At 74.8% G+C, this 23676-nt stretch carries 17 protein-coding genes; all 17 read left to right on the top strand.

Annotation, left to right across the window (positions count from 1 at the left end; genetic code table 11):
- The first annotated feature begins 2 nt into the window (after positions 1-2).
- The 17 genes from AB0P35_RS30365 to AB0P35_RS30285 all read left to right on the top strand — a co-directional run bounded on the left by AB0P35_RS30365 (position 3) and on the right by AB0P35_RS30285 (position 23410).
- On the top strand, positions 3-572 hold the full coding sequence (locus tag AB0P35_RS30365; protein ID WP_363517086.1) for a phage tail protein: 570 nt from the start codon (positions 3-5) through the stop codon (positions 570-572).
- Positions 572-2050: a hypothetical protein gene (locus tag AB0P35_RS30360; RefSeq protein ID WP_363517083.1), complete on the top strand. Its 1479-nt coding sequence runs from the start codon at positions 572-574 to the stop codon at positions 2048-2050. Before AB0P35_RS30365 ends, AB0P35_RS30360 begins: the two co-directional genes overlap by 1 nt.
- The gene (locus tag AB0P35_RS30355) at positions 2047-2229 is read left to right on the top strand and encodes a hypothetical protein (RefSeq protein ID WP_363517080.1); all 183 of its coding nucleotides are present in this window, start codon (positions 2047-2049) and stop codon (positions 2227-2229) included. Before AB0P35_RS30360 ends, AB0P35_RS30355 begins: the two co-directional genes overlap by 4 nt.
- Complete coding sequence (locus tag AB0P35_RS30350) at positions 2222-3307, top strand: contractile injection system protein, VgrG/Pvc8 family (RefSeq protein ID WP_363517077.1); 1086 nt, start codon at positions 2222-2224, stop codon at positions 3305-3307. Before AB0P35_RS30355 ends, AB0P35_RS30350 begins: the two co-directional genes overlap by 8 nt.
- A complete protein-coding gene (locus AB0P35_RS30345; protein WP_363517074.1) occupies positions 3307-3972 on the top strand; it encodes a phage baseplate assembly protein V in 666 nt (221 codons plus the stop codon). Before AB0P35_RS30350 ends, AB0P35_RS30345 begins: the two co-directional genes overlap by 1 nt.
- A complete protein-coding gene (locus tag AB0P35_RS30340) occupies positions 3969-5525 on the top strand; it encodes a hypothetical protein (protein WP_363517071.1) in 1557 nt (518 codons plus the stop codon). Before AB0P35_RS30345 ends, AB0P35_RS30340 begins: the two co-directional genes overlap by 4 nt.
- On the top strand, positions 5515-8406 hold the full coding sequence (locus tag AB0P35_RS30335) for a hypothetical protein (RefSeq protein ID WP_363517068.1): 2892 nt from the start codon (positions 5515-5517) through the stop codon (positions 8404-8406). Before AB0P35_RS30340 ends, AB0P35_RS30335 begins: the two co-directional genes overlap by 11 nt.
- A gap of 52 nt (positions 8407-8458) precedes the next feature.
- Positions 8459-8890: a GPW/gp25 family protein gene (locus AB0P35_RS30330; RefSeq protein ID WP_363517065.1), complete on the top strand. Its 432-nt coding sequence runs from the start codon at positions 8459-8461 to the stop codon at positions 8888-8890.
- 21 nt (positions 8891-8911) lie between these two features.
- Positions 8912-11104, top strand: coding sequence for a putative baseplate assembly protein (locus tag AB0P35_RS30325; protein WP_363517062.1), 2193 nt, complete (start codon positions 8912-8914; stop codon positions 11102-11104).
- Positions 11104-13248: a phage tail protein gene (locus AB0P35_RS30320; protein ID WP_363517059.1), complete on the top strand. Its 2145-nt coding sequence runs from the start codon at positions 11104-11106 to the stop codon at positions 13246-13248. Before AB0P35_RS30325 ends, AB0P35_RS30320 begins: the two co-directional genes overlap by 1 nt.
- On the top strand, positions 13245-14945 hold the full coding sequence (locus tag AB0P35_RS30315) for a hypothetical protein (RefSeq protein WP_363517056.1): 1701 nt from the start codon (positions 13245-13247) through the stop codon (positions 14943-14945). Before AB0P35_RS30320 ends, AB0P35_RS30315 begins: the two co-directional genes overlap by 4 nt.
- Positions 14938-17070, top strand: coding sequence for an ATP-binding protein (locus tag AB0P35_RS30310; protein WP_363517053.1), 2133 nt, complete (start codon positions 14938-14940; stop codon positions 17068-17070). Before AB0P35_RS30315 ends, AB0P35_RS30310 begins: the two co-directional genes overlap by 8 nt.
- A gap of 236 nt (positions 17071-17306) precedes the next feature.
- The gene (locus AB0P35_RS30305; RefSeq protein ID WP_363517050.1) at positions 17307-18677 is read left to right on the top strand and encodes a hypothetical protein; all 1371 of its coding nucleotides are present in this window, start codon (positions 17307-17309) and stop codon (positions 18675-18677) included.
- Positions 18674-20266: a hypothetical protein gene (locus AB0P35_RS30300; protein ID WP_363517047.1), complete on the top strand. Its 1593-nt coding sequence runs from the start codon at positions 18674-18676 to the stop codon at positions 20264-20266. The genes AB0P35_RS30305 and AB0P35_RS30300 overlap by 4 nt, the downstream gene beginning before the upstream one ends.
- A 355-nt stretch (positions 20267-20621) precedes the next feature.
- On the top strand, positions 20622-21392 hold the full coding sequence (locus tag AB0P35_RS30295) for a BTAD domain-containing putative transcriptional regulator (RefSeq protein ID WP_363517045.1): 771 nt from the start codon (positions 20622-20624) through the stop codon (positions 21390-21392).
- Between the two features lie 85 nt (positions 21393-21477).
- Positions 21478-22434, top strand: a complete 957-nt coding sequence (locus tag AB0P35_RS30290; RefSeq protein WP_363517042.1) for a helix-turn-helix domain-containing protein — start codon at positions 21478-21480, stop codon at positions 22432-22434.
- 91 nt (positions 22435-22525) lie between these two features.
- Positions 22526-23410, top strand: coding sequence for a hypothetical protein (locus AB0P35_RS30285; protein WP_363517039.1), 885 nt, complete (start codon positions 22526-22528; stop codon positions 23408-23410).
- The last annotated feature ends 266 nt before the right edge of the window (positions 23411-23676 follow it).

The raw sequence follows: 23676 nt of genomic DNA, 5'->3' as shown, positions 1-23676 counted from the left end.
CGATGCCCGATCTGGTTCAGGGATTCAACTTCCGGGTCTCGCTGCGGCGGAGCACCTCCGCAGGACCGACCTCGACGCCGCCGCCCGCACTGACCGACAAGCCGGGCGAGGCGTCGCGCACCGGCCCGGTGGCGGGTGGCGCGGCCGCGGGCCCGCCCGACCAGCTCGGCGACGGCGGCTTCCAGGAGTGCACCGGCCTGGAGCTGGAGATGGAGCTCGGCGACCACCCCGAGGGCGGCCGCAACGACGGGCTCGTCCGGGGGATCGGCCGGGTCAAGCTGCAGCCGATCGTGCTCAAGCGCGGCATGCTCGTCCCGATACCCGGCGGCCGTGCCGAGACCGCCCTGTGGGACTGGCTGCACGGCATCGTCGGCGGTGAACGCCGGGCGGCGCGCTACGACGGCGACATCGAGGTCCTGGACGCGACCGGGGGGCGGACCGTCGCCCACTGGCGGTTCACCCGCGGACTCCCGGTCAAGCTCACCGGACCGGCGCTCAACGCGAGGACCGGTGAGATCGCCATGGAGGAACTGCACATCGCCCACGAGGGCCTGCGACTGGAGGGCTCCTGATGGCGGAACTGGCACACGCGACCTTGCAACGCCTCAGGGTGGCCAAGGCCGGGGCGAAGGACCGGCCGCCGCTGGTCAAGGGCGAGGGGCCCGTCGTCGAGGTCCAGTTCAACCCCGTCTCGCTCCGGCTCAGCCGGAACAACAACGTCGACCGCGGCGGCACCAGCACCCGGACCCAGAAGCGCCAGAACCCCTCGCAGGAGGGCGCCACCCTCACCTTCGACCTGGCCTTCGACACCGCGGAACAGGGCGATGCCGGCCAGTACGTGGACGTGCGGGACTGGACGGCGGTGGTCCGCCAGTTCGTCGAGCCGCCGCCCGAGAAGAAGGGCGACCCGCCGCCGATCGTCCGCTTCGTCTGGGGGACGTTCCGCTTCAACGGGATCGTCACCCAGCTCAACGAGGAACTGGACCTCTTCGCCCCGGACGGCACCCCGCTGCGGGCCAAGGTCGCCGTCACCATCGCCGAGCAGGACTTCAGCTTCGAGGCGAACGAGAAGGGCGCGGGCGGCCGCGACGCCCGGGCCGCGACCGACCCGGGCGCACCGCGGGCCGGCTCCACCCCCGGCACCGCCGGAACGAACCGGCCGCAACAGCTGGTCCAGGCCCAGGCCGGGGAGAGCGCCCAGCAACTGCTGGCCCGGCTCGGGCTCGACCCGGCAGCCTGGCGCGGGGCGATGCAGGGGCTGGACAGCCCGCTCTCGCTCAGCGCCGGGTTCAACGTCCAGCTCGGGGTCGAGGTCGAGACCGGCGGGGGCGTCGGCCTCTCGGCCGGCTTCGCGGGCGAGGTCGCGGCCACCTCGGTCGCCGGGCTCGCCGGGGCCCTGGGCATCGGCCCGGAGGCCGCGCCGCCGGGGGCCCCGGCAGCCCGGGCCGGTGCCGCCGGTGGCACCGGGACGTCAGGGGCGGTGACGGGCGCGGCGGCCGACGACGCGACGGCGGCGGGCTTCGCGCTCTCGGCCGGCGGCGGGATCGCCGCCTCGGTGAACACGGTGGCCGACGCCCGGGCGGCCCTGGCGGTCGATCAGGCACGCGGAGCCTTCGCCGTCCCGGGGCCGCCCGGGCTCTCCGCCGTCCCCGCCACGCCCGCCCTCGGTAGCGGCGGCCCGCGCTACGGCGGGCAGCCCCCGACCCCGGTGCGCTCCACCACGGCGAGCCCCACCGGGGCCGGCCCCACCGTGGCGCCTCCCGCAGCCGATCCGCGCGCCCTGACGTACGGCCGGGGCGTGCCGCTGCGCAGCCGCGCCGACCCGGGCACGCTCGCCGAGGTGGCGGCCGGCGGCGCCCGCAGCCTGGCCGGCCGGGCCCGGGCCCGCGAGACTCCGCCGCCCGACGGAACGACGGCCCCATGGGAACGACTGCCGCCGGTGACGCCCGCGCGCACCGCGGCGGACTGCGAGCAACGCCGCCGTGACGCACGGCCCAGCACCCTGAGGTGGCGACCCCACGGTGTGTCCGACCAGGGAGGCCTGCCATGAGTGTGCACATCGGCGAAGTCCACACGGATGTCGTCCCCGTCGGCGCCCCGGGCCCCGTGCCGGCCGCCGGCCAGGGCGGCCCGGTCAAGGAGGCGGAGCTGGTCGAGCGCCTGCGCGCGGCGTTCGACCGGGCGAAGTGGCTCGCCGGACGGGTCGCGGCGGAGGGCTTCGATGACTGAGCCGGCCGTCACCGCGGTCTCACCGGTCTTCACCGTCGGCGGGGACCTCGTCCGGGACCTCGGCCGGGACTGCGTGCGCCTGGAGGTCTGCGAGGGCGTCGAGGGCCTGCGCACCCTGCAGGCGACCTTCCTGGCCAGCGGCGTCGGCGCCAAGGGCCCCCAGGAGAGCCTGCTGCACCTGGACGGGAGGACGATCGACCTCGGCAGCGCGCTCAAGGTCGCCCTCGGCCCAGACGCCCAGCAGCGGACCGTCTTCGAGGGCACGGTCTCCGCGCTGGAGCTCGTCCTCGGCGACGGCGACCCACCCGCGGTCGTGGCCCACGCGGAGGACGCCCTGATGCGGCTGCGGATGGCCCGCCGGATGCGCACCTACTCGCACGTCACCGACGCCGAACTCGCCGAGGCCGTCGCGCGCGAGCACGGTCTGCGGGCAGACGTCGACGCGCCGGGCCCGCGCTACGACGTCGTCCAGCAGCTGAACCAGAGCGACCTCGCCTTCCTCCGCGAACGCGCCCGCCTGATCCAGGCCGAACTCTGGTGCACCGGCACCACCCTGCACCTGCGCACCCGCGACACCCGGCCCGGCACCGCCGTGACCCTCGTCCTCGGCCGCGACCTGCTGTCCGCCCGGCTGACGGCCGACCTCGCGCACCAGCGCAGCGAGGTGGTCGTCACCGGGTACGACGCCGAACGGCGCGAGACGGTCGACGAGCGGGCCGGCCCGGAGGTGGTCGAGGCGGAGACCACCGGCGGCCGCACCGGCGTCCGGCTGCTGAGCCGGACACTCGGCCCCAGTACCTCGCTGCGCGTCCGCGAGGCCGCCCTCAACACGGCCGAGGCGGCCGCCTGGGCACGGGCCGAGATGCTCCGCCGGGGCCGGCGCTTCGTCACCGTGGCCGGCCTCACCAACGGCACGCCCGACCTCGTCGTCGGCAGCCGACTCACCCTGCAGGACGTCGGAGCCCCTTTCGACGGCGGCGGCTACTACGTCACCCGCCTGCGCCACGGCTTCGACCTGGAACACGGATTCCGCACCCGCTTCGAGGCGGAGCGGGCCACCCTGAACGAGGTGAACTGATGGCCCTGCCCGAACCGGCCGACGGCGCCGCACCCGGCTACCACGGGGCCTACCCCGCGCTGGTCACCAACATCGTGGACGAGCAGAAGCTGGGCCGGGTCGAGGTGCGCTTCCCGTGGCTCGGCGAGGACGGCGACCGGGACGTGCGGGCCTGGGCCACGCTCTGCTCGCCGTACGCCGACCACGAGCAGGGCCTGCTCGTCCTGCCGGAGGTCGGCAGCCAGGTGGTCGTGGTCTTCGAGATGGGCAACCTGCGCCGCCCGTACATCCTCGGCGCCGCCTGGAACGGCCGGGAGAGCCTGCCGCACGACCCGGAGGCGGCGAACAACATCCGGCTGCTGCGCTCCCGCGCGGACAGCCGGCTGGAGTTCGACGACACCGGCGGTGCCTCGAAGGTGCGGATCACCATGGCGTCCGGACACGAGGTGAGTCTGGACGACGCGGCCCGGACGGTCACCGTCAGGCACGCCGCGGGCTGCGAGATCCGGCTGACCGCCGCCTCGGTGGAGATCAGGGCCACCATGTCGGTCGACGTCACCGCCCCCGTGGTGAAGGTCGACGCGCCGCTGGCCACCTTCAGCGGCATCGTCCAGGTCGGCACCCTGGTCGCCGAGCAGATGGTGATGTCGCCCGCCTACACGCCGGGCGCGGGGAACATCTGGTGACGGCCGTGGGGCACGGATTCCAGCTGCGCGCGCCCTGGTACGTCTGCGAGCGCGGCCACTTCGACCGCTTCGACCCGCGGGCCACGGCCCCTGCCATCCAGAAGTACGACACACCCGACTTCGTCCGACGCCTGGCGGCGGACCCGCGCGTCTCACTGGTCTTCGAACCGGTGGAGGACGTGTACGCGTACCCGGTGGCGGTGCCGGCGGGCCAGGTCCGGCGCGGACGGCTGCGCTTCGCCACCCACACGATGACCGCCACCCCGCTGCGCAAGCTGTACCAGCCCGGTCACCACCGCTTCTACGCGGTGGTCGTCGAGCTCTTCTGCGACCGGCCGGGCCTGCCCCGGCCGGGCGCCGCCGCCGACGTGCAGGTACAGATGGTGATGCGGCGTCAGGAGCGACCGGTACCCGCCCCCGAGCACGCGGCGGCGGTGCGCCGGCTGGCCAAGCGGCTGACGACCGATCTGCTGGCGGCCCAGGGCATGAAGCCCCGGCACCTGCACGACCGGGACCTGCCGAACGTGCTCTGGGCCGACCGCGCCTACCGTGCCAGGTTCGAGGCCGAGAACAGCGAGCTGCTCGCCGAGCTCGGGCCACCGGTCGTCCAGAGCTGGACCACCGGGGCGAAGGGCCCGCACTGGGTGCCGGTCGGCACGGTGGACACCGACGGGAGACCCGAGCCGGAGCAGGAGCTGCCGATGTGGCGGATCCCGCAGCCCGGCGGGGTGTGCGACCGGGCTGCCACCCGGTCACTCTGGTTCGGCCTCGTGCCGACCACCTCCGGGGAGCACGACGACCAGGGCAGCCCCAAACTGGACGACCAGCACGTGTACGAGATCCGCTGTGTTGCCCGCCGGCCGCCCGCACCCGGCCACGAGCACTGCCCGCCGCAGGAATCGTGGAGCGCCACGACCGAGCCGTTCAGCCTGGCCGCGTTCTACGACCCGGAGGGGACGAAGAACCACAAGGTGTCGATCACGATGCCGGATCTCCGCGCCCTCGCCGCCCGCGCCGGACGCCCGGCCGGCCCCGGCGGGGTGGCGATCACCAGCCCGCCGGGCTCCCGGCTGGAGGTGACCGGCAAGATCCCGGACCCCGGCACCGGCCACGTGGGGGGCGCCGACTTCCGGGTGTGCACCTTCGCGCTGGAACTCTTCATGATCGTGGCGTTCTTCCTGTTCAGCCTCTTCCTGCCGATCGTGGTGCTCGCCTTCCAACTCTGGTGGCTGCTCGCCCTGCGCTTCTGCCTGCCGCCGGACGTCGTCGCACTGGGCGCCCTCCAGGCCTACTTCAACGTCGGCACCAACGACCTCACCACGGTGCACGGCCTCCCGGAGGAGAGACAGCTGGACGAGCTCCTCGGCGCACCGGGTGCGACGGCCGCGATGGCCGGGACCGACGCCTTCGATCCGGCCGTCGTCGGTGCTGCCGCCGCCAACGCCGCGGCCGCCGACCTGGTGGCCACCCTCGATCCGAGGACGGCCGCCACGGCGGCGCCGCCGACCGCCGAAAGCTCCCCGCCCGACCCGCTCTGCGGAGGTGGCCGATGAACCGGACCGATCCGCCCGCCCGCCGCCGCGCGCGCCGCTGATGGCCGCCGCAGCCGGGGCCGCCGCCCACGAAGCCAAGCCGCCCGCGCCCGCACAGAAGGCCGCGCCGCCGACCCCGACCCCGGCCCCGGCCCCGACCGCGTCGGCGACGGCCCCGGCGGCGGGCGGCCTCGCCGACCGGCTCTCGGGCGTCGTTCCCAGGCGCCCGGGAACAGCCGCCGATGCCGGTGCCGGTGCCGGTGGCGGCCCGGCCGCCCCGACCGCCGCGGTCGCGCCCGACGTGCCCAAGGACGTGCTGGAGCTCCAGGGCGGCGCCGCGTTGACGGCCACTCCGGCCGTGACCGAGTACCTGGAGAAGAAGGGCCCCGCCGGAGGCCCGGTCCGGGCCAGGCTGAGTACCCTCGCCGGCGGGACGCTGAACCTGCGGAAGACCGACGAGGGCCTGACCACCGGCCCGGGCAAGGACTACCAGGCGCTGCCCCTGGCCCACCCGTTCTTCCTGCCGCTCGCCCGGTACGGCATCGAACCGGTGCTCGCCGTACGGGTGCAGGGCGGCCTGCTGGAGGGACATGCGTCCGCCGTCGTGAAGGGCAGACTGCTGACCGGCCCAGCCGAACTGCTGGGGCAGGTCGTCAGCCACGCCGAGCAGGTGGGTCTCGCCGGGGTGAGCGACCTGAAACTGCCCGCGGTGGAGAACCGGCTCGACGGGCCCCGGCTGCTCGTCCGGGCGAGCGGGCTGCACTTCAGGCTCGGCGGCTTCCTCGACGCCACGGGTTCGATCGGCCTTGCGAACGAGCTGGTCACCTTCGACGCGATCGCCACCGGAACGGTGCCCGGGCTCAGCGCGATCACGGTCCCCGTCAAGCGGGACGCCGAGGGCAGGCTGTCCGGCGAGGCCCAGGTCGAGGTGGCACTGAAGGGCTTCAAAGGGTCGGTGGCGGCGACATTCGCCGGAGGCGTCGTCGACGTCCGCGGCACCGTTCACTACGGCAACGACACATTCGACGGCGAGGTGACCCTGGTCGCCACCGACGAGAAGAGCGCCAAGCACCTGACGGACGACCAGGTCGCCGCGGCGCAGGCGAAGGCGGCGGTGCCGAAGCCGTCCGTACCCGGTGGTGAGGGGGCGGCGGCGGGCCCCGCCCCGGCGGCCGGACCGGCGGAGGGGAGCGCCGCGCCGGCGCCCGCCGTGGCCGGCCCGCGGCCCGGGCCGCGCGTGGTCGCCGGCTGGGGCACCGTCAACGTCCGGCTCGCCGAATGGCTGAGCGGCGAGGCCCTGGTGGTGGTCGACCACGACGGGGACGTCACCCTCGTCGGCAGGATCACTCCGAAGATGACCAAGCCGCTGTTCGAGCAGAAGGACTACGTCAAACCGCTGCCCAAGCTGGAGGTCCGCGCCCTCTACGGCATCCCGCTGGTCGGCAACATCTTCGTCTTCGCCAACATCGGCCTGGAACTGCTCGCCAAGCTGGGCCCGGCCACGCTGGACCGGATGGAGCTCACCGGCACGTGGTCCACCAAGCCCGAGGTGCTCAAGAACTTCGGCATCACCGGCACCCTCAACATCTCCGCCTTCGCCGGTGTCCGGCTCGTCGCGGAGGGCGGCGCGGGCCTCGAACTCCTCGGCCACGACATCAAGGCGGGCGTCGCACTGAACGCCCTCGCCGGGATCCGCGGCTACGTGGAGGCGACCCCGCGGATCGGCTACCGGGAGGTCGCCGACCCGAAGAGCGGCAAGCAGGGAGAGTTCTTCATCGGCGGACACATGGAGATCGCCGCCCAGCCCTTCCTCGGCCTCGGCGGCGACCTCTTCGTCGCCCTGGTGAGCCCATGGTGGTCCCCGGCCCCGAGCCACCGCTGGACCTGGCCGCTGTTCCAGCTGGAGTACCCGCTCCCCGGCGAGTTCGGGATCGGCGCCGACGTCGAGCACGTCCTCGGCTCCGGCAAGGTCCCCGAGGTGACGTTCGGCGAAGTCGCCTTCAGCGCCGACAAGTTCATGACCGACCTGATGAACGACCACGTCCCCGGGAAGACCGGGAGGGACGAGAAGAAGGCCGGCGCCTGGAACGAGGGCCCCGGTGCGGCCCCTACCAAGGGCGGGGCCAAGGGCGGGGCCAAGCCCGGCGGCGGCGCACCGGCAGCGGCCCCCGCCGCCGTAAAACCGGGCAAGCCGGGACCGCTGAAGCCGGGACCGCTGAAGCCCGGGAAGGATGCCGGCGAGGTGCCGGACCCGGCCAAGGCCAAGCGCTGGCAGGGCGGCCTCCAGGCGATCGGCGAGCTCGCCCAGCAGTCGCTCGCCGAGCCCTACGAGGAGGACGAGGTCCGGGAGGCACTGGCCGGGATCAAGAAGACCTACGGCTTCACCAGGCTGGCCGCCGACCGCGAGGGCGACGAGTGGCTGATCGACGCCCGGATGAGCCCGGAGACCAAGAAGAAACCCCGCCTCAGGGCCACCAACCACGTGTACCGGGGCGGCCCCTACAACGAGTTGGGCAAGGCGCCGGCGAAGAAGGGCGGCAGGCGCAGGGCCGTCAAGGGAACGGAACGCAACCACATGCCGGCCTGGAAGGCCGTCAAGGACGCCCAGACGTCCGGCGGCAAGGCCGCCGGGGTGAAGAACAAGCTGGACGGCATCTCGCGCTACACCGCCCCCGCCATCGAGATGGACACCGCCGACCATCGGATGACCAGGAGCTGGGGGGCGGGCAGCGACGCCGTCGACTGGCGCAAGAAGCAGACGGACCTGCTCCTCGACGGGAAGTTCAGACAGGCGATCACCATGGACGTGAACGACATCCGCGGCCTCCTTCCCGCCGGCGGGAAGGAGAAGTACGACGACGCCATCAAGGAGATGCGGAACAGCCTCCCCGCGGGCTGGTGAGCGCCGCCGGGCGATAACGCACCGGTGACGCCCGCCGACCATCATCGACACCATGGCAGCAGCAACTGACGCTCCGACAGGAGCACCGGCCGACGCGTGGCTCGGCACCGGGGTCCGTCTGCCCTTCCGGCCGCAGGGTGCCGCCGGCGGGCCGGGCCCGGGCCTGGCCTGGGCGAGCGGGATGGTGCTCGTCCGGCAGTCGATCGAGACGATCCTGGACACCGAGCCGGGCGAGCGCGTCATGCGGCCGGACTTCGGCTGCGGACTGCGGCAGTACCTGATGGCGCCGAACACCGCCGCCACCCGGGCCGCGCTCCGGGAGGAGATCGAGCAGGCGCTGACCCGCTGGGAGCCACGGATCCGGGTGACCGAGGTGTCGGTCACCCCGGGGGAGGAGCCGACCATGGTCTGGATCGACATCGCCTACGTCCGGCTGGTCGACCTGCGGTCCGACAACCTCGTCTATCCGTTCTACCTGCGATGACGGGCAAGGGGTGAGCCGGCCATGGCCCTGATCGGTCCGATCCTCGACGACCGCACCTTTGCCCAGCTCCGCGACGAGCTGATCAAGCGCATCCCGGTCTACAACCCCGAGTGGACCGACCACAACGCCACCGACCCCGGCGTGGCGCTGTTGGAGCTGTTCGCCTACCTCGGCGAGTCGCTGCTGTTCCGCTTCAACCAGATCCCCGACGCGACCAAGGTCGCCTTCCTGCGGCTGCTCGGCGTCCGCCCGAGGTCCGCCCGACTCGCGCACACCCTCCTGGTGCTGGACACCGACCGCCCCGCCGGCGTCCAGGTGCTGCGCGGCACCGAGGCCCGCGCCGGGGCCGTCCCCTTCGAGACCGAGGGCGAGGTGGTCGCCTGGCCGCTGGAGACCTGCGCCGTCGGCAAGACCGCCGCCCGGGACGCCGAGGCGCACAGCAGCGAGGCCCGCCGGCGGGCGGACGCCGTCGCCGCCCTCCCGACCGAGCAGCGGAACCGGCTCCACAGCGGCGCCGCCGCCGGCTTCTACGTCACCACCGCCGTCCCCACCGACCCGCTCGCCACCGATCAGCCCTCGCTCGACGTCGGCAGCACGCTCGACCAGTGCCTCTGGATCGCCCTGCTCGGCAAGAACACCACCGACCCGAAGGAACTGCGCAACCGCGCGATCTTCCTCGGGATCGTCCAGGACGCGGAACTCCCCAGGCCCTTCGACCTGGAGTCGCGCGACCCCGGCCGCGACCGGCTGCGTGCCGACGGCCTCACCGCCGACCCGCCCGCCTTCCTCTGGGAGCTCTGGAACGGGCCGGACCGGGCCGGCAGCGCCGAGACCGCCTTCACCAACCTCGCCGTCCTCGCCGACACCACCCGCGGCCTGACCGCCACCGGTGTCGTCACCCTGCAGCTGCCCGACGCCTTCCCCACTCACGCCGAGGCGCCCGCCTCCACCGGCGACCTGCTCAGCCCACCCCCGCTGGACGACGAGAAGTCGGCCGCCCGCGTCATCGCCTGGCTGCGGGTCCGCCGCCCCGCGACCGAGAACGACGGCATCCACCGCATCCGCTGGGTCGGCATCAACGCGGTCGGAGTCGTCCAGGCCCGGACGGCCGGCCCGGAACTGCTCGGCACCGGCACCGCCGACGCCGGCCAGACCTACCGCCTGACTCAGCATCCGGTCGTCGCCGGCACCGCCCGGCTGGAGGTCGAGGAACCCGGCGGCTGGCAACCCTGGACGGAGGTCGAGACCTTCGCCGACAGCGGCCCCCTCGACCGGCACTACACCGTCGACCTCACCGCCGGACTCGTCCACTTCGGCACCCGCGGCAAGGTCCCGCAGATCGGCGAGCGGATCAGGGCCGTCTCCTACCGCTACGGCGGCGGGGCCGCCGGGAACGTCCCGGCCGGGGCGATCGGCAGCCTCACCGGCGTGGCCGGGATCAAGGCCAGGAACGTCCTGGCCGCCGCCGACGGCGCCGACCAGGCCTCGCTCGCCGACGCCCTGGACAGCCTCCCCGCCGAACTCCACCGGCGCGACCGGGCCGTCACCGCCGACGACTTCCGCGCCCTCACCCTCGAAGTCCCCGGCGTACGGCGGGCCGAGACGCTGCCGCTGTTCCACCCCGACACCCTGAGCAGGTCCGCCGCCGGGGTGGTCAGCGTCGTCGTCTTCCCCACCGAGGACCTGCGCGACCTGAGCGCGCCGCTGCCCGACCTCGCCCTGCTGCGCCGCGTCGCCGCCTACCTCGACCCGCGCCGGCTGCTCACCACCGAGCTCTACGTCATCCCCCCGACGTACGTGGACATCGCCGTCTCCGTCGGCGTCCACGTCCGGGACGGCTACCAGGCGGACGCCGTCCGCCGCTGGGTCGAGCTGATCCTCCGCCAGTACCTCGCACCGGTGCCGCCGTACGGGCCGGACGGTACCGGCTGGCCGCTCGGGCGGACGGTCCGGCGCGCCGAACTGGAGGCCGTCGCCGTACAGGTGGACGGTGTCGAATACCTCGACGGCGAACTCGGGCTGGCCGTCCGCCCGGACCCGGCCGCCGCCTGGAGGGCCGCCCCGCTCGTCCCGCTGAAAGCCTGGCAGGTCCCCCGGCTCGGCGAGATCACCGTCGTCACCGGACCACCCCTGCCGCCCGGCGCCGGCTACGGGACCACCCCGCTCCCCGGCGGCGACCCCGTCCTCGTCCCGCTGCCCCCGGAGGTGTGCTGATGAACGGCGACCGGGCGATCACCACCCTCACCGACCCCGACCAGTGGGCCCGCTGCGCCCATGACGGCACGGCTCTGACGGACGGCGGCGGGGTGAGCCTCGCCTGGTGGCTGCCGAAGCCGGAGGCGGAGCCGGCCGCGGAGGCGCAGCCGCCCGGGCCGGGCGCCGCCGGGCTGGCCTTCGACCGCTGGGGGCGGGCCTACCGCTCGTACCCCGCCGAAGGCCGCGTCGACGTCCTCGACCCGAACGCGCCGTCCGCCCCCGCCGACCCGCACCCGGGCAGCCTCCGCACCCCCCGCGGCCTCGCCGTGGACAGCGCGCAGCGCCTCTACATCGCCGAGTCCTGCGGCGCCGCGGTGCACGTGGTCGACCTCTGGGCCGGGCGGCTGCTGCGCCGGGTGCCCGTGCGCACCGCGGCCCATCGCGCCCGCCGACCGCTGGACGTGGCGGCGCTCTGCGACGGCGCCGTCGTCCTGCTGGCGAACCCGGCGGGCCTGGTCCTGCTGCGCGGCCGGCGCGGCCCCGAACGCGGCCCGGCGCTCCGCGGGCCACTGCTCGCCGCGGGCCTGACGCCCACCCGGGTCGCCGTCCGGGCCGGGCAGGTCTACCTGCTGTGGTCCGCGCCGCACGGCGGGCGGACCGTGGTCGCCCGGCCCGACGGCACCGACCGGATCGAGGTCGCCGGTGCGAGCGACCTCGCCTTCGCCGCCGACGGCCTGCTCACCGTCGCCGACCGCCCCGGGCAGCCGTTCCGCCGCTTCCGGCCGGACGACGACGGCTGGGCGGAGATCGAGCCCGTCCGGGCTCCCCGCTACGACGGCGGCGCCGTCACCGCCAGCCCGGACGGGCGGACGGCGTACACCTCCGACCAGGGTCTCGGTTGGACGGCCGGCCCGGCGGCGCGCTACGTCCAGAGCGGACGGGTCGTCACCTACCGGCTCGACGCCGGCGCGTACCGCACCCGCTGGGGCCGGATCTTCCTCGACGCCTGCGTCCCCCCGGGCACCGACGTCCGGGTGGGCTTCCTCAGCAGCGACGAGGACACCGTCCCCGACCCGCTGCCGTGGACGCCGGCCGTGCAGGGGCAGCGTGCGATCCGCCACGGCGAACTGACCCCGCCGCTGCCCTCCGAGCTCCACCTCGACCGGATCGAGCCGTCGGGCGGGTTGTTCCGGCGCCCCACCGGGCGCGAGTGGCCCTGGGCGCAGATCGCCCCCGACGACGCGTTCGAGACCTACGAGGCCCCGGTCTCCGCGCCGCCGGGCCGCTACCTGTGGGTCGTCCTCGGACTCGGCGGGACGGCCCGGCTCACCCCGCGGGTCCGGGCCCTGCGGGTGGAACGCCCCGGCCACCGGCTGCTCACCCAACTGCCCCGCAACTTCAGCAGGGACGAGGACGACGCCGACTTCCTCCACCGCTACCTCGCCCCGGCCGAAGGGCTGCTGCACGAGCTGGACGGGCGGGCGGCCCTGCGGACGGTCCTGCTCGACCCGACCGCCACCCCGCAGGAGGCCCTCGGCTGGCTGGCCGGCCTGCTCGGGCTCGCCCTCGACCGGCGCTGGCCGATCGCCGCCCGGCGCGAGCTCGTCGCCCAGGCATACGACCTGTTCCGGATCCGCGGCACCCTGGCCTGCCTGGAACGGATCCTCCGGCTGTACCTGCCCGTCCCGGTCGCCATCGTCGAGAACTGGCGGATGCGCGGGCTCGGCGGGGCCGTCCTCGGCACCGGGCCGGGCGGGCCGCCGGCCCCCGCGGTCGGCGGGGCGGCCCGGGCGACGGCCACCCTCGGCCGGTTCGCCGTGGGCGGCGTCAAACCCGGCGAGGACGGCTACACGGCGACGGCCCACCGGTTCACCGTCCTGATCGCCGCGCCGCTGGAGGGCGAGCGGCTCGACGTGGTCCGGAGCATCGTCGAGCTGCACAAGCCCGCCCACACGCTGGCCGAGATCTGCCCGCTCGGCGTCGGCATGCGGATCGGCCGCAGCCTGCACCTCGACCTCACCTCGGTGGTGGGCCCCGGCGCGGCCTGGGGGCCGGCCGTGGTCGGCCACGTCCGGGTCGGCGAGGACGGCGTGGTCGGCATCCCGTCGCCGGCCGCGCGGGTGGGGGAGTCGGCGGCCGTGGGGGCGGTGAGGGTGGGATGAGCGCTCCGACGGTGACGATCGGGCGGTTCTCCACGGCGCTGCACCACGACGGTCCGGCCGAGGCGGGCCGCGCGGGGTTGGAGGCATCCCTGCGGTGCGTCGTCGAGGGCGGGCTGGAGCGCGCCCTGCGAGAGGCGCGGCTGCCGGCCGGCCGGTGGTGCGTCCGGCGGCTGACGCTGACCGTCCCGCTCGACCTCGACCGTCCCGGATTCGCAGGCGGGCAGGACTGGTCGGCGGCGATGGCCGCGGCGATCGAGCGGACGATCCGCGAGGGCCGCGGCGACGTCGTCCACTACCGGCACGACGTCGAGCTGCTCGCCGAGGTGGTGGCCGGGGTGGCCGGCGGACGGACCGAGCGGCTCTGGGCGTGGCAGCAGGCGGGGGCGGTGCGGCCCGCAGATCCCGCACCCACCGCCGAGCCCCGGGCGGTCGTGCTCGCGGCGCTCGGCCGGGCCCCGCAGCAGGCGGCGGCGGCGCTGCTCCGAGCAGCGGCCGGCTGCGGGCTGCCGGCCCTGGACCGGGTGCTCGGCGAGGACGGGTGGCAGGCCGTGGCCGCGTTGGTGGCGGTGGCGTCCTGGTGCGGGCCCGGTGTGCCCGGGCCGGGCGGTGGCACGAACCCCGACGGCCCGCCGCCCGCGCAGGTCCGGGCGCTCGCCCGGACCCTGCTGGCCGGCTCCTCGCTGGCCGGGCTGGCCCGGTCGGCCCGGCTGCGGCCAGGGCCCGCGACGCTGGCCGCCTGGGCGGTGCTGGCGGCCGCCGAGGCCGACCCCGCTTCGCTCCACCGCAGGCAGCACCCCGAACTGCCGCGGGCGCTCACGGACGAGCTGCGGACCATGCTCGGGCAGGCCGTGAAGCCGCCCGCACCGGTCCGGCCGGCGGAGGCAACGGCCTCGGCGGCACCCACCTCGGGCCGCCCGGACGGCGCGCAGCACCCGGTGGCCGACGGCACCCGGCAGGGCCGGGAACGGGCAGGTGGTGCGCGGGAGCCGGCGCCGTCCGGGGAGATGCCGCCGGACCGGGCAGACGCGGCGGCCGACGAGCGGACCGCGGGGGCACCGTCGGCCGGATCGGCCGGATCGGCCGGATCGGCCGGATCGGCCGAGGAGCCCCGGCAGCACCCGGTGGACACCCGGCCGGCCGAGCCGGCCGCCGCATGCCCGGACCTGGACCCGGACGGGACGAGCGGAGTGCCCACCACCTGGGCCGGTCTGCTTTTCCTGCTGGCGACCGCGGCCGACGCAGGGCTCCCGCAGCGGGCCTTGGACGACACCGCCCTGACCGCCCGCCCCCTGCGCTGGGTGCTGTACCGCATCGGGCGCGAGCTCCTGCCCGACGCGGCCCCGGACGACGCGGCGCTGCTCGCCCTGGCCGGCCTCGGCCCCGCCCACGCCGGTGCCCTGCTCGCCGCCCCGCCGCCGACACCGGCCGAACAGGCCAAGGTGCGGGCCCTCGCCGCCACATGGGCCGCAGTCACCGCCGCCCGCCTCGGCCCGGGCCCGGCGGGCCCTCCCGCGGACGGCCGGGCCGTCGTGCGGGCGATCGCCCGCCGAGGCGGGCAGGTGTTCGCCGAACCCGGGTGGATCGATGTCCGGCTCGCCGTCGCCGAGACCGACCTGACGGTCCGTCGCGCCGGTCTGGACCTGGACCCGGGCTGGGTGCCCTGGCTCGGCGCGGTGGTGAGGTACGACTATGCCTGAGACGCCCGGACCTCCGCAGACGCGCCCGCCCACCACGCCCGCAGCGGCCGGGGCACCCGCAGCAGCCCGGGCCCCCGAAGCAGCCGAGGCAGGCAGCCGCGGCCTCACCGCGCGGGCGGCCGTGCTCGCCCGCCGGCTGGCCGTGCTGCTCGAAGCCACCTGCGGCACGGAGTCCGCCTCCTCCTCCGTAGGCTTCCTCCGGGAGTGGGCCGAAGCCGCAGCCGACGACGGTGAGCGACCGCACCAGGCCGGCCCGGCACCGATCGAACGGCTGGCGGACCGGCTGGGCCTCACCGACGTGGAGCTCGACCTGCTCCTGCTCGCGGGCCTTCCCGAGGAGCACGAGGGCCTGGCCAGGACCTTCCGCACCATGCACCCGCGCAGCGACTCCCACCCGAGCGTCGGACTCGCCGCCCTCCTGCTGGACCACGACCGGCACCTCGGGGCGCCGCAAGGCCCGGCCGTCGACCGGGCGGCGCTGCGCCGACTGCTCCACGAGGGCGCGGCCGTGCGCAGCGGCGCCCTCGCCGTCTCCGGTGAGGGGACGTTCCACGACCGCAGCCTGCGGCTGGCCGACCGGCTCTGGGAGGCGCTGCACGGCTGTGCCGCCTGGCCGGACGCGCTGACCGAGGTCGAGGTCGGGCCGCCGGTCGCAGGGCTGGAGGGATGGCTCGCACGACCGGCCGCCGAGCGGGCCGTGGCCGCGCTGCGCTCCACGGCGCCGCGGACCGTGATCGTGACCGCGCGGGACGAGACGATCGCGCTGAGCCGGTGCGCGGCCCTGGCCCGCGCCGCCGGGCTGCGGCCGGTCGCCGGGCGGGCGCGCCCCGAACACCCTTCGGGGCTGGGCCTGTTGGGCCTGCACGCGGCCGCCCGCGGCGGGGTGCCCGTCCTGGTGGCGCCCCGGCCGGAGGAGGGGGCGGGACCTGCGCTGCTGGACCTGCGCCGGGTGGTCGGGCCGATCCTGGTCTGTGCCGAGCCGGGTGCCGTGCGGCCCGGTCCGGAGCGGCCGGTGCTCACCGTGCCGGTCGGGCCGATCAACACCGAGGACCGCCGGGCGGCCTGGCGGGCGGCGCTGCCCGACGCGGCCGGGCAGGCCCCGCAGCTGGCGGCCCGTCACCCACTGGACCCGGCGCTGACCGCGCAGGTCGCGCTGGACGTGCACAGCTGCGACGAGCTCCTGCCGGACGGCGGCCGGACGGACGTCTCGGCCGCGATCCGGACCAGGGCCGGCGCCGTCCTCCCGCCGGGCGTGGACCTGCTCAGCCCGCAGTCGCCGTGGGAGCGGCTGGTGCTCGCGGCCGAGCCCGACCGCCAACTCCGCGACGCGGTCTCCCGGTTGGCGTACCAGTCGGTGGTGCTGGACGACTGGCGGCTGCGCGACGCGGCCCGCGCCGACCGTGGGGTCCGGCTGCTGTTCAGCGGGGCGCCCGGCACCGGCAAGTCGCTGGCGGCCGAGGTGCTGGCGACGGCGGCCGGGACGGACCTGCTGGTGGTGGACGTCTCGCAGGTGGTCTCGAAGTGGATCGGGGAGACGGAGAAGAACCTCTCCGCCGCCTTCGACGTGGCGGAGCGCATGCAGGCGGTGCTCCTCCTCGACGAGGCGGACGCCCTGTTCGGGACCAGGACGGAGATCTCGGAGGCCAACGACCGCTTCGCCAACCTGGGGACGGCGTACCTCCTCCAGCGGCTGGACCGCTTCGACGGTCTGGCCGTGCTGGCCACCAACCTGCGGCAGAACATCGACGCCGCGTTCGTCCGCCGGATGGACTTCGTGGTGACCTTCGACCTCCCGGGCGAGCCGGACCGCCACCGGCTCTGGCAGCTGCACCTGCCGGCCCCCGTGCGGGACGACGGCGTCGACCTCGCCGCGCTCGCCCACCGCTACCCCGTCCCCGGCGGCTGGATCCGCAACGCCGCGATCGCCGCGGCCTTCCGTGCGGCGGCGGCCGGCGGGCGGGTCGGACAGCCGCAGCTGATCGACGCGATGCGTCGGGAGTACGCCAAGGCGAACCGGCCGTTCCCGGCGGATGCGGCCGTGTCACCTGGCGAGGCCGCGGACGAACGGGCGCGGTGCGCGCTCGGCGCGACCACCACCCAGTCCAACAGGGAGGAGAAGCCATGACGGCGCTCGGCAGCAGCAGCGCACCGTGCGGATGCGGCGGAACGGCCGGTGGCGGTGCGGCCGGTGGCGGTGCGACCGGTCCGGGGACCGGCACGTCCGGCGGCGGCTCCCCGGACCCGTCCGGTTACCCGGGAGCCGCGGGTTACCCGGGCGGCTCCGGGGCGTCGGCCCCGTGCGGCCCGTGCGGCTCGGCGAGGGGCACCTCCGACGGCCCGTGCCGGCAGGACGAGCTGCCGGTGACCCCCTTCAACGCCCTGCGAGTGGCCTTCGGCATGCTGCTCGGCGAGGACGACTTCCGGGTGCTGATGGGCAATCCGCGCGGGAAGCAGATGCTGCACTCGGCCTGGCTGCACGGCCCCGGCGTGGTCCGGGGGTACGGGGTGCGGCTCGACGCCGACGGCGAGCGGCTCCGGGTCGGGCCCGGCCTCGCGGTGGACGGCTGGGGCCGCGAGCTCGCCCTGGAGGCCGAGGCGTGCGCGTCGCTGACCGAGTGGGCCACCCGGTGGGCCACGGACCACCCTGCGTCGGGCGGCTCGCAACGGAACGGCGAGGACGCGTCCGGGGGAACGTCCGGCCGGGCCGAGCCCGTTGGGCGACGGGAGCCCTACCCCGGAGAGGGCCGGCGGGTGACGGCCTGGCTGGTGGCCGAGTTCGGAACCTGTGCGGGCCGGCCGGTACCCGCCCTGGCCGACCCGTGCGACATCACCCGTCGCCACGACGACTACTCCCGGATCGCCGAGACCGTCCGGGTGGTCATCCGCGGCGACGAACCGCCCCGCCGCCGCCCGTACCACAGGGTGCGGGTGCTGTTCGGCCTGGACGAGGTCGCAGGCCCCGACGACGCGGCGGGCCTGCAGGCGGCGGAGGCCGCCGAACGGGTGCGGGCCGCAGCTCCCGGGCGCAGGCCGGAGCGGTTGCTGGCGGAGTTCAGTCGGCTGGCCGCGTGCGACGCGGTCCAGGACGCACCGGAACACGAGGAGGGTGACAGCTGCCCGCAGCTCTTCCCGGTGACGGAGGACCACGCACCGGTGGCGCTGGCCAGGTTGACCTTCGACATAGTCACCCGGCCCGGGCCCGTTCAGATCGCGAACGTGGAGGTGGATCAGCAGGCCCGGGCCGTGCTGCTGCCCACCGGCACCATCCAGGAGCTGCTGTGCGGACTTGCCCCCGCCCTGCTCGGCGAGACCCTGCGGGAGGACGCCGGGGGGCCGCGGCTGGATCCGGGCACGCTGCAGTGGTCCCGCGGCAACACCTGCCTGAACTTCTGCTTCGACAAGCCGGTGGACCGCCGGTCGCTGGAGCAGGCCGTCACGATCACCTCGCTCTCCGAGCACGGCGCGGGTTGGGCGCAGAGCGGGGTGGCCGGGGTGCGGCTGACCGACGAGGGCACCCGGGCGGTCGTCGACCTCGAACACCCGCCCGCGCACCGGCTGGTACGGGTCCTGATCCGGGGTACCGGTCCGGAACCCTGCTACGGGACGGACCCGTGGGTGCCGTTCGCCGGAGTGAAGGACGGGCCGGCGGCCGGCCGGCACGACGGCCATGACGCCGTGGTCACCATGTACCTGCAGAACCGTGCCGCCGGCGCCGGGAGGGCCGAATCATGACCATCGCCGAGAGCGGCGCCGCCGCGGGACCGGGCGGAGCCTCAGGATCGGGAGGAGCCGCCGGGACCACCACCCCGTCGGCCGGCCCGCCGGACGAGCGTTCCGCCGGAACGCCGGACACCGCGGGCGGCGACATCGACCGCCTGCACGTCTTCGACGGGCTGTTCCTGCGGGCCGAGCACCTGAACCGGATCCAGGACTACGCCCGGGAGTTCGGCTCGGCCGTCGGCAGGTCCGGCGGACCCGGGGTGGTCGACGGCTTCCAGGTGGCCATCGACAACGGCGAGTTGAAGGTCGGCGCGGGGCTGGCGATCGACGCGGCGGGGCGGCCGCTGCGCTCCCGGCACGAGGTGTCGCTGCCGCTCAAGGACCTGCGGGCGGGCAACGACACCTTCTGGTGGGTGGAGGTGTCCCGCGCGACCTGGGACTACGGAGAGACCGCCGTCCAGGGGCTGCTCTGCGAGGACCCGTGCTCGGGCGCCACGACCAACCGGCAGTTCACCGCCGAGGGCGTGCGGATCGAGCTGAGGGCGGACAGGGTGGCGGGGCTGGAGGAGCAGTTGAGCCCGAACCGCCGGAACTGGCTGGCCTCCCGGCTGTTCGAGACCGAGCAGCACAACGACACGCCCTGGCCGGCCGATCCGTCCGTCCTGCCGGCCGCGTGGGACCCACCGGTCGACCACGCGCGGCCCCCGGTCCGCGTCGCCCTGGTGATCCCGGTCGGGTCGGACGTCGGCCGGTGGATCGTGGACGCCTGGTCGGCCCGCCGCGAGGTGGGCGCGCCGCCGCCGGAGCGCTGGTGGCAGGGCCGGCTGGGCATGCGGCCGTGGAACGTCTACGTGGCACAGATCCTGCAGTTCCAGGCCCAGTTGGCGCAGTGGCGGGACGTCCTCCCGGACACGGCGGCCGATCCGGCGACGGGCGAGGCGCTGGTGGAGCTGGAGGCGGAGCTCAGGGAGGTCCTGGGCAAGGCCCGGGCGGCCCGGTCGCGGATCGCCGTGGAGATGAAGAACGCCCTGGAGGAGATCGCGGAGAAGGTCCGTCAGCAGCGGGCGGCCGAGCCGGGCGGCGCGAAACGGCCCCTGCCCCCGCTCACCGGGCGCGGCTTCGGCGAGCTGCCACCGGCCGGCTACCTGCCACTCCAGAGCGACCGCGACCTGGTGGAGCGCGAGGTGTACAGAGTGCTCGGCGACACGCTCAGTCTCCGTTTCTGCTTCGCCTCGCGGGCCGACATCGCGGAGGCCGTGCAGCAGGCACAGCACCGTGACCGCATCCCGCTCGACTCGGGCGCCGACGTGGACATCCTGATCCCGGTGACGACCTTCGGGGAGGGCGGCACGTGGACCGGCGGGTGGGTCGCGTTCGCCCGGAGCCGGCAGGTCTACTGCCAGTCGCCGGGAGACGACCGGCACGGTGCGGCCGGCCCCGTGGAACGGGGGGAGGCACAGGGCACGGATGTTCCGTCCGGCGTTCCGGCCGGTGTTCCGCCCGGCGACGACGTGCCGCAGGCCACCGGGGACGCGCAGGACGGTGACAGCGAGCGGACCGTTGACGAGTCGCCGCTCGCCGGGTCGGGTGACGGGCCGTGAGACAGGTGGACGAGGAGGAACCGCCCTACGGAGGGGTGTGCGTGGTGCGGGTGGAGCCGCAGGCACCGGGCCGGTTCCTGATCACGGTCACGGCGACCACCGACCTGCGGCGCTCGTCGGCCGAGTCGCGGAGCCGGGAGACCAATGCGGGAGCCGTTCTGACCCTCGTGGCGGACTTCCTGCGGGGCTGCTGCGTCGGAAGCGGGCAGAGCCGACCGGGTGCACGGGAGAGAAGGACGGGCAGAGCCACCATCCGGTTGCGCACAGTGACGAATGAGTGACGGGGCGCGCATAGCATCGGGGCCGGGCTTCGACCGGGAGGACCGCCATGTGTGCACCGTTCCTGAAATCTCCGATGCTGATCCCTGCTCAGGGCGACGCGCCGATACTGCACCTCTTCGGCACTCCGCGGGTGGAGCACGCGGGGCGCCGGCTGGAGGTGCCCGAGGGCAGTAAGCGGCTGCTCGCGTTCGTCGCCCTCAACGGCGGGTGGGTGGATCGCCGACACGCCGCCGGCACCCTCTGGCCGCTGGGCGACGACCTCCGGGCGGCCGGCAACCTCCGCTCGGCGCTGTGGCGGCTCAAGGCGGCCGGCATCGACGTGCTCGACTCCGACAAGTGCTCCCTCTCGGTGCGCGAGCACACCGTCGTCGACCTGTACGTCCTGTGCGACTGGGCCGGGCGCCTGATCGCCGGCACCGCCACCCCCGCCGACCTCTGCACGTTCAAGTGGCGCGCCGACGCGCTGGACCTGCTCCCCGGCTGGTACGACGACTGGGTGCTGATCGAGCGCGAGCGGATCCGGCAGCGGCTGCTGCACGGCCTGGAGGCTCTGAGCCGCCATCTCGTACGGGCGGGCCGCTGCGCCGAGGCCGTGGAGTCGGCCATGGTGGCGGTCGGCGTCGAGCCGCTCCGGGAGAGCGCCCAGCGGGTCCTGATCGAGGCGCACCTGGCCGAGGGGAACCTGGTCGAGGCGCTGCGCAGCTACGACGCCTACCGCGGCATGACCTGTCGCGAACTCGGGGTCGAGCCCGGCCGGGAGCTCTCGCTGCTGCTGCGGACGCACTGCGAGTCGGTCCGCCGGTCGGGCGTGCGCACACCCGACCGGCTGGCGGCGGGTGGCTGACCGGCGGACCGGGCCGCGGGCGTATTCCAGCCGGACCGTGGCAGAAATTTCGTAGCCGGGCATATTGTGCCAAGGTGGTTCAGTGATGACGAACGTGGTCGCCGTGGTCGGAGGCAGGGCTGCAGCCTTCGAGCTGGGTGTCGTGTGTCAGGCATTCGGCCTCGACCGTTCCGACGACACCGCCGGCCTGCCGAGCTACGACTTCGCGGTCTGCTCGCCCGACCCAGGGCCCGTGATGACCACGTCGGGCTTCCCGATCCAGGTCGACCACGGGCTGGACCGGATCGCGGAGGCCGACCTCATCACCGTCCCGGCCTGGCCGGAGATGGACCGTGCGGCCCCGCCGCTGCTGCTGGAGTCACTGCGTGGTGCGGCCGGCCGCGGGGCCCGCGTGCTGTCCGTGTGCACGGGTGCCTTTCTGCTGGCCGAGTCAGGCCTTCTCGATGGGCGCAGGGCCACAACGCACTGGCAGTTCACCGACCGACTCGCGGAGCGATATCCCGAGGTGAAGGTCGACAGTGACGTCCTGTACGTCGAAGACGGACCGGTGATCACCAGCGCGGGAGCAGCTGCCGGGATCGACGCCTGCCTTCACCTCGTGCGCCAGGAGCACGGTGCCGCCACAGCCAACGCTCTCGCGCGCCGCATGGTGATGCCGGCACACCGCTCCGGTGGGCAGGCCCAGTTCATCGAGATGCCCATGCCCACCCCTGCAGCGGAGGATGGCCTCTCCGATTTGATCGACTGGATGCAGGCCAATCTCGACCAGCCCCTGACCGTGGACGCGCTGGCCTCCCGGGCAGCGATGTCGCCTCGGACGTTCGCCAGACGGTTCAAAGCCGCCACCGGCACCACGGCGCACCGCTGGCTGCTGGACCAGCGGCTGCAGCTCGCCGAGGAACTCCTCGAACGGACCGACCTGACCGTGGACGCGGTGGCCGGACGCGCCGGCTTCGGCAGCGCCGACACCCTGCGCCACCACTTCGCCGCCCGGCGTGGCGTCGGCCCCGCGACCCATCGGCGCACGTTCCGCTCCGCATAGCGCCTCCATGCAGTCCGCCCGGCAGAAAATTCCCGCACCATGGCATCTGTGCCACTGTTCCCGCGGGACGCCGGGAGCCGAGACTTCCGGCATGACAGCCATCCGACCGAAGACCGGCCATGACCTCCCGCTGCCGGGCACCTCCCCCGCGGTCGTGGCGGTTCCGGCGCCGGAAGCAGGACCGCAGCGCTGGGCCGGAGCACCGAGTGCCGCTCTGGACGTGGACGGGTCGGTACTCCTCGCCTACCGCGTACGAGCCGGAGAGGACTTCAACGTCATCGCCCGCTCCGGCGACGGGGAACGCTTCACCCCCGTCTGCACACTGACTCGGGACCACCTCGGCGCGAGCATGGTGGAGCGCCCGGCACTGGTGCGCACCGACGAAGGCCGATGGCGGCTGTACGTCAGCTGCGCCACCCCGGACAGCAAGCACTGGTGGATCGGCCTGCTCGAGGCCTCCGATCCGGAAGGGCTGGCCGATGCCGATGTGCATCACGTCTTCGACGGCGACCAGGCCACGGCCGTGAAGGATCCGCTGATCCGCTACGACGGTCGGGTCTGGCACGCATGGATCTGCTGTCATCCACTGGACGTTCCGGGAGCCGAGGACCGGATGAGCACTGCATACGCCACCAGCGAGGACGGACTGACCTGGCACTGGCACGGTACGGTCCTGGCCGGTCGCGAGGGCGCCTGGGATGCCCGCGGCGCTCGAGTGACCAGCGTCCTGCCCGACGGCCGCTTCTCCTACGACGGGCGAGCCACCGCGGAGGAGAACTGGTTCGAACGCACAGGCCTGGCGGCACCCGCTGTGAGTACCGGGGGCTCGCCGCTCATGGCCTTCACCAAGGATCCGGTGGCGGACGTTCGATACCTTGAGGTGCTGGCGTTGCCTGCAGGCGGTCACCGGATCTACTACGAGGCGCGTACCTCGGACGGCAGCCACGAACTACGCACCGAGCTCATTCCCGAGTAGTAGGCGAGCCGAAGTCGGGCGGGCCGAGCGGTGGCGGCGCCCCGGCCGCCATGGGGACGCCGCGTCCGGCTCGGCCGGGTGCAGAGGAGCCCGACCGGAGGCGCTCGGATGGCATCCCCGGCGCGCTGTGCGGATCGTTGCCGTGAAGGAGGACGCGAACCGGGAGGCACACAGTGGACGACCGAGACGGCGATGAGCCGGGGATCGTGGTCGGAGTGGACGGTTCGGAAGCCGCCCGGACGGCCCTGCTCGGACCGGTGGGGCAG

The organism is Kitasatospora sp. NPDC085879 (assembly GCF_040686255.1).
In the GTDB taxonomy this organism is placed as follows: Bacteria; Actinomycetota; Actinomycetes; order Streptomycetales; family Streptomycetaceae; genus Kitasatospora.
The sequence above is the reverse complement of the archived record's forward strand: the minus strand, read 5'-3'. Positions and strand labels throughout refer to the sequence as shown.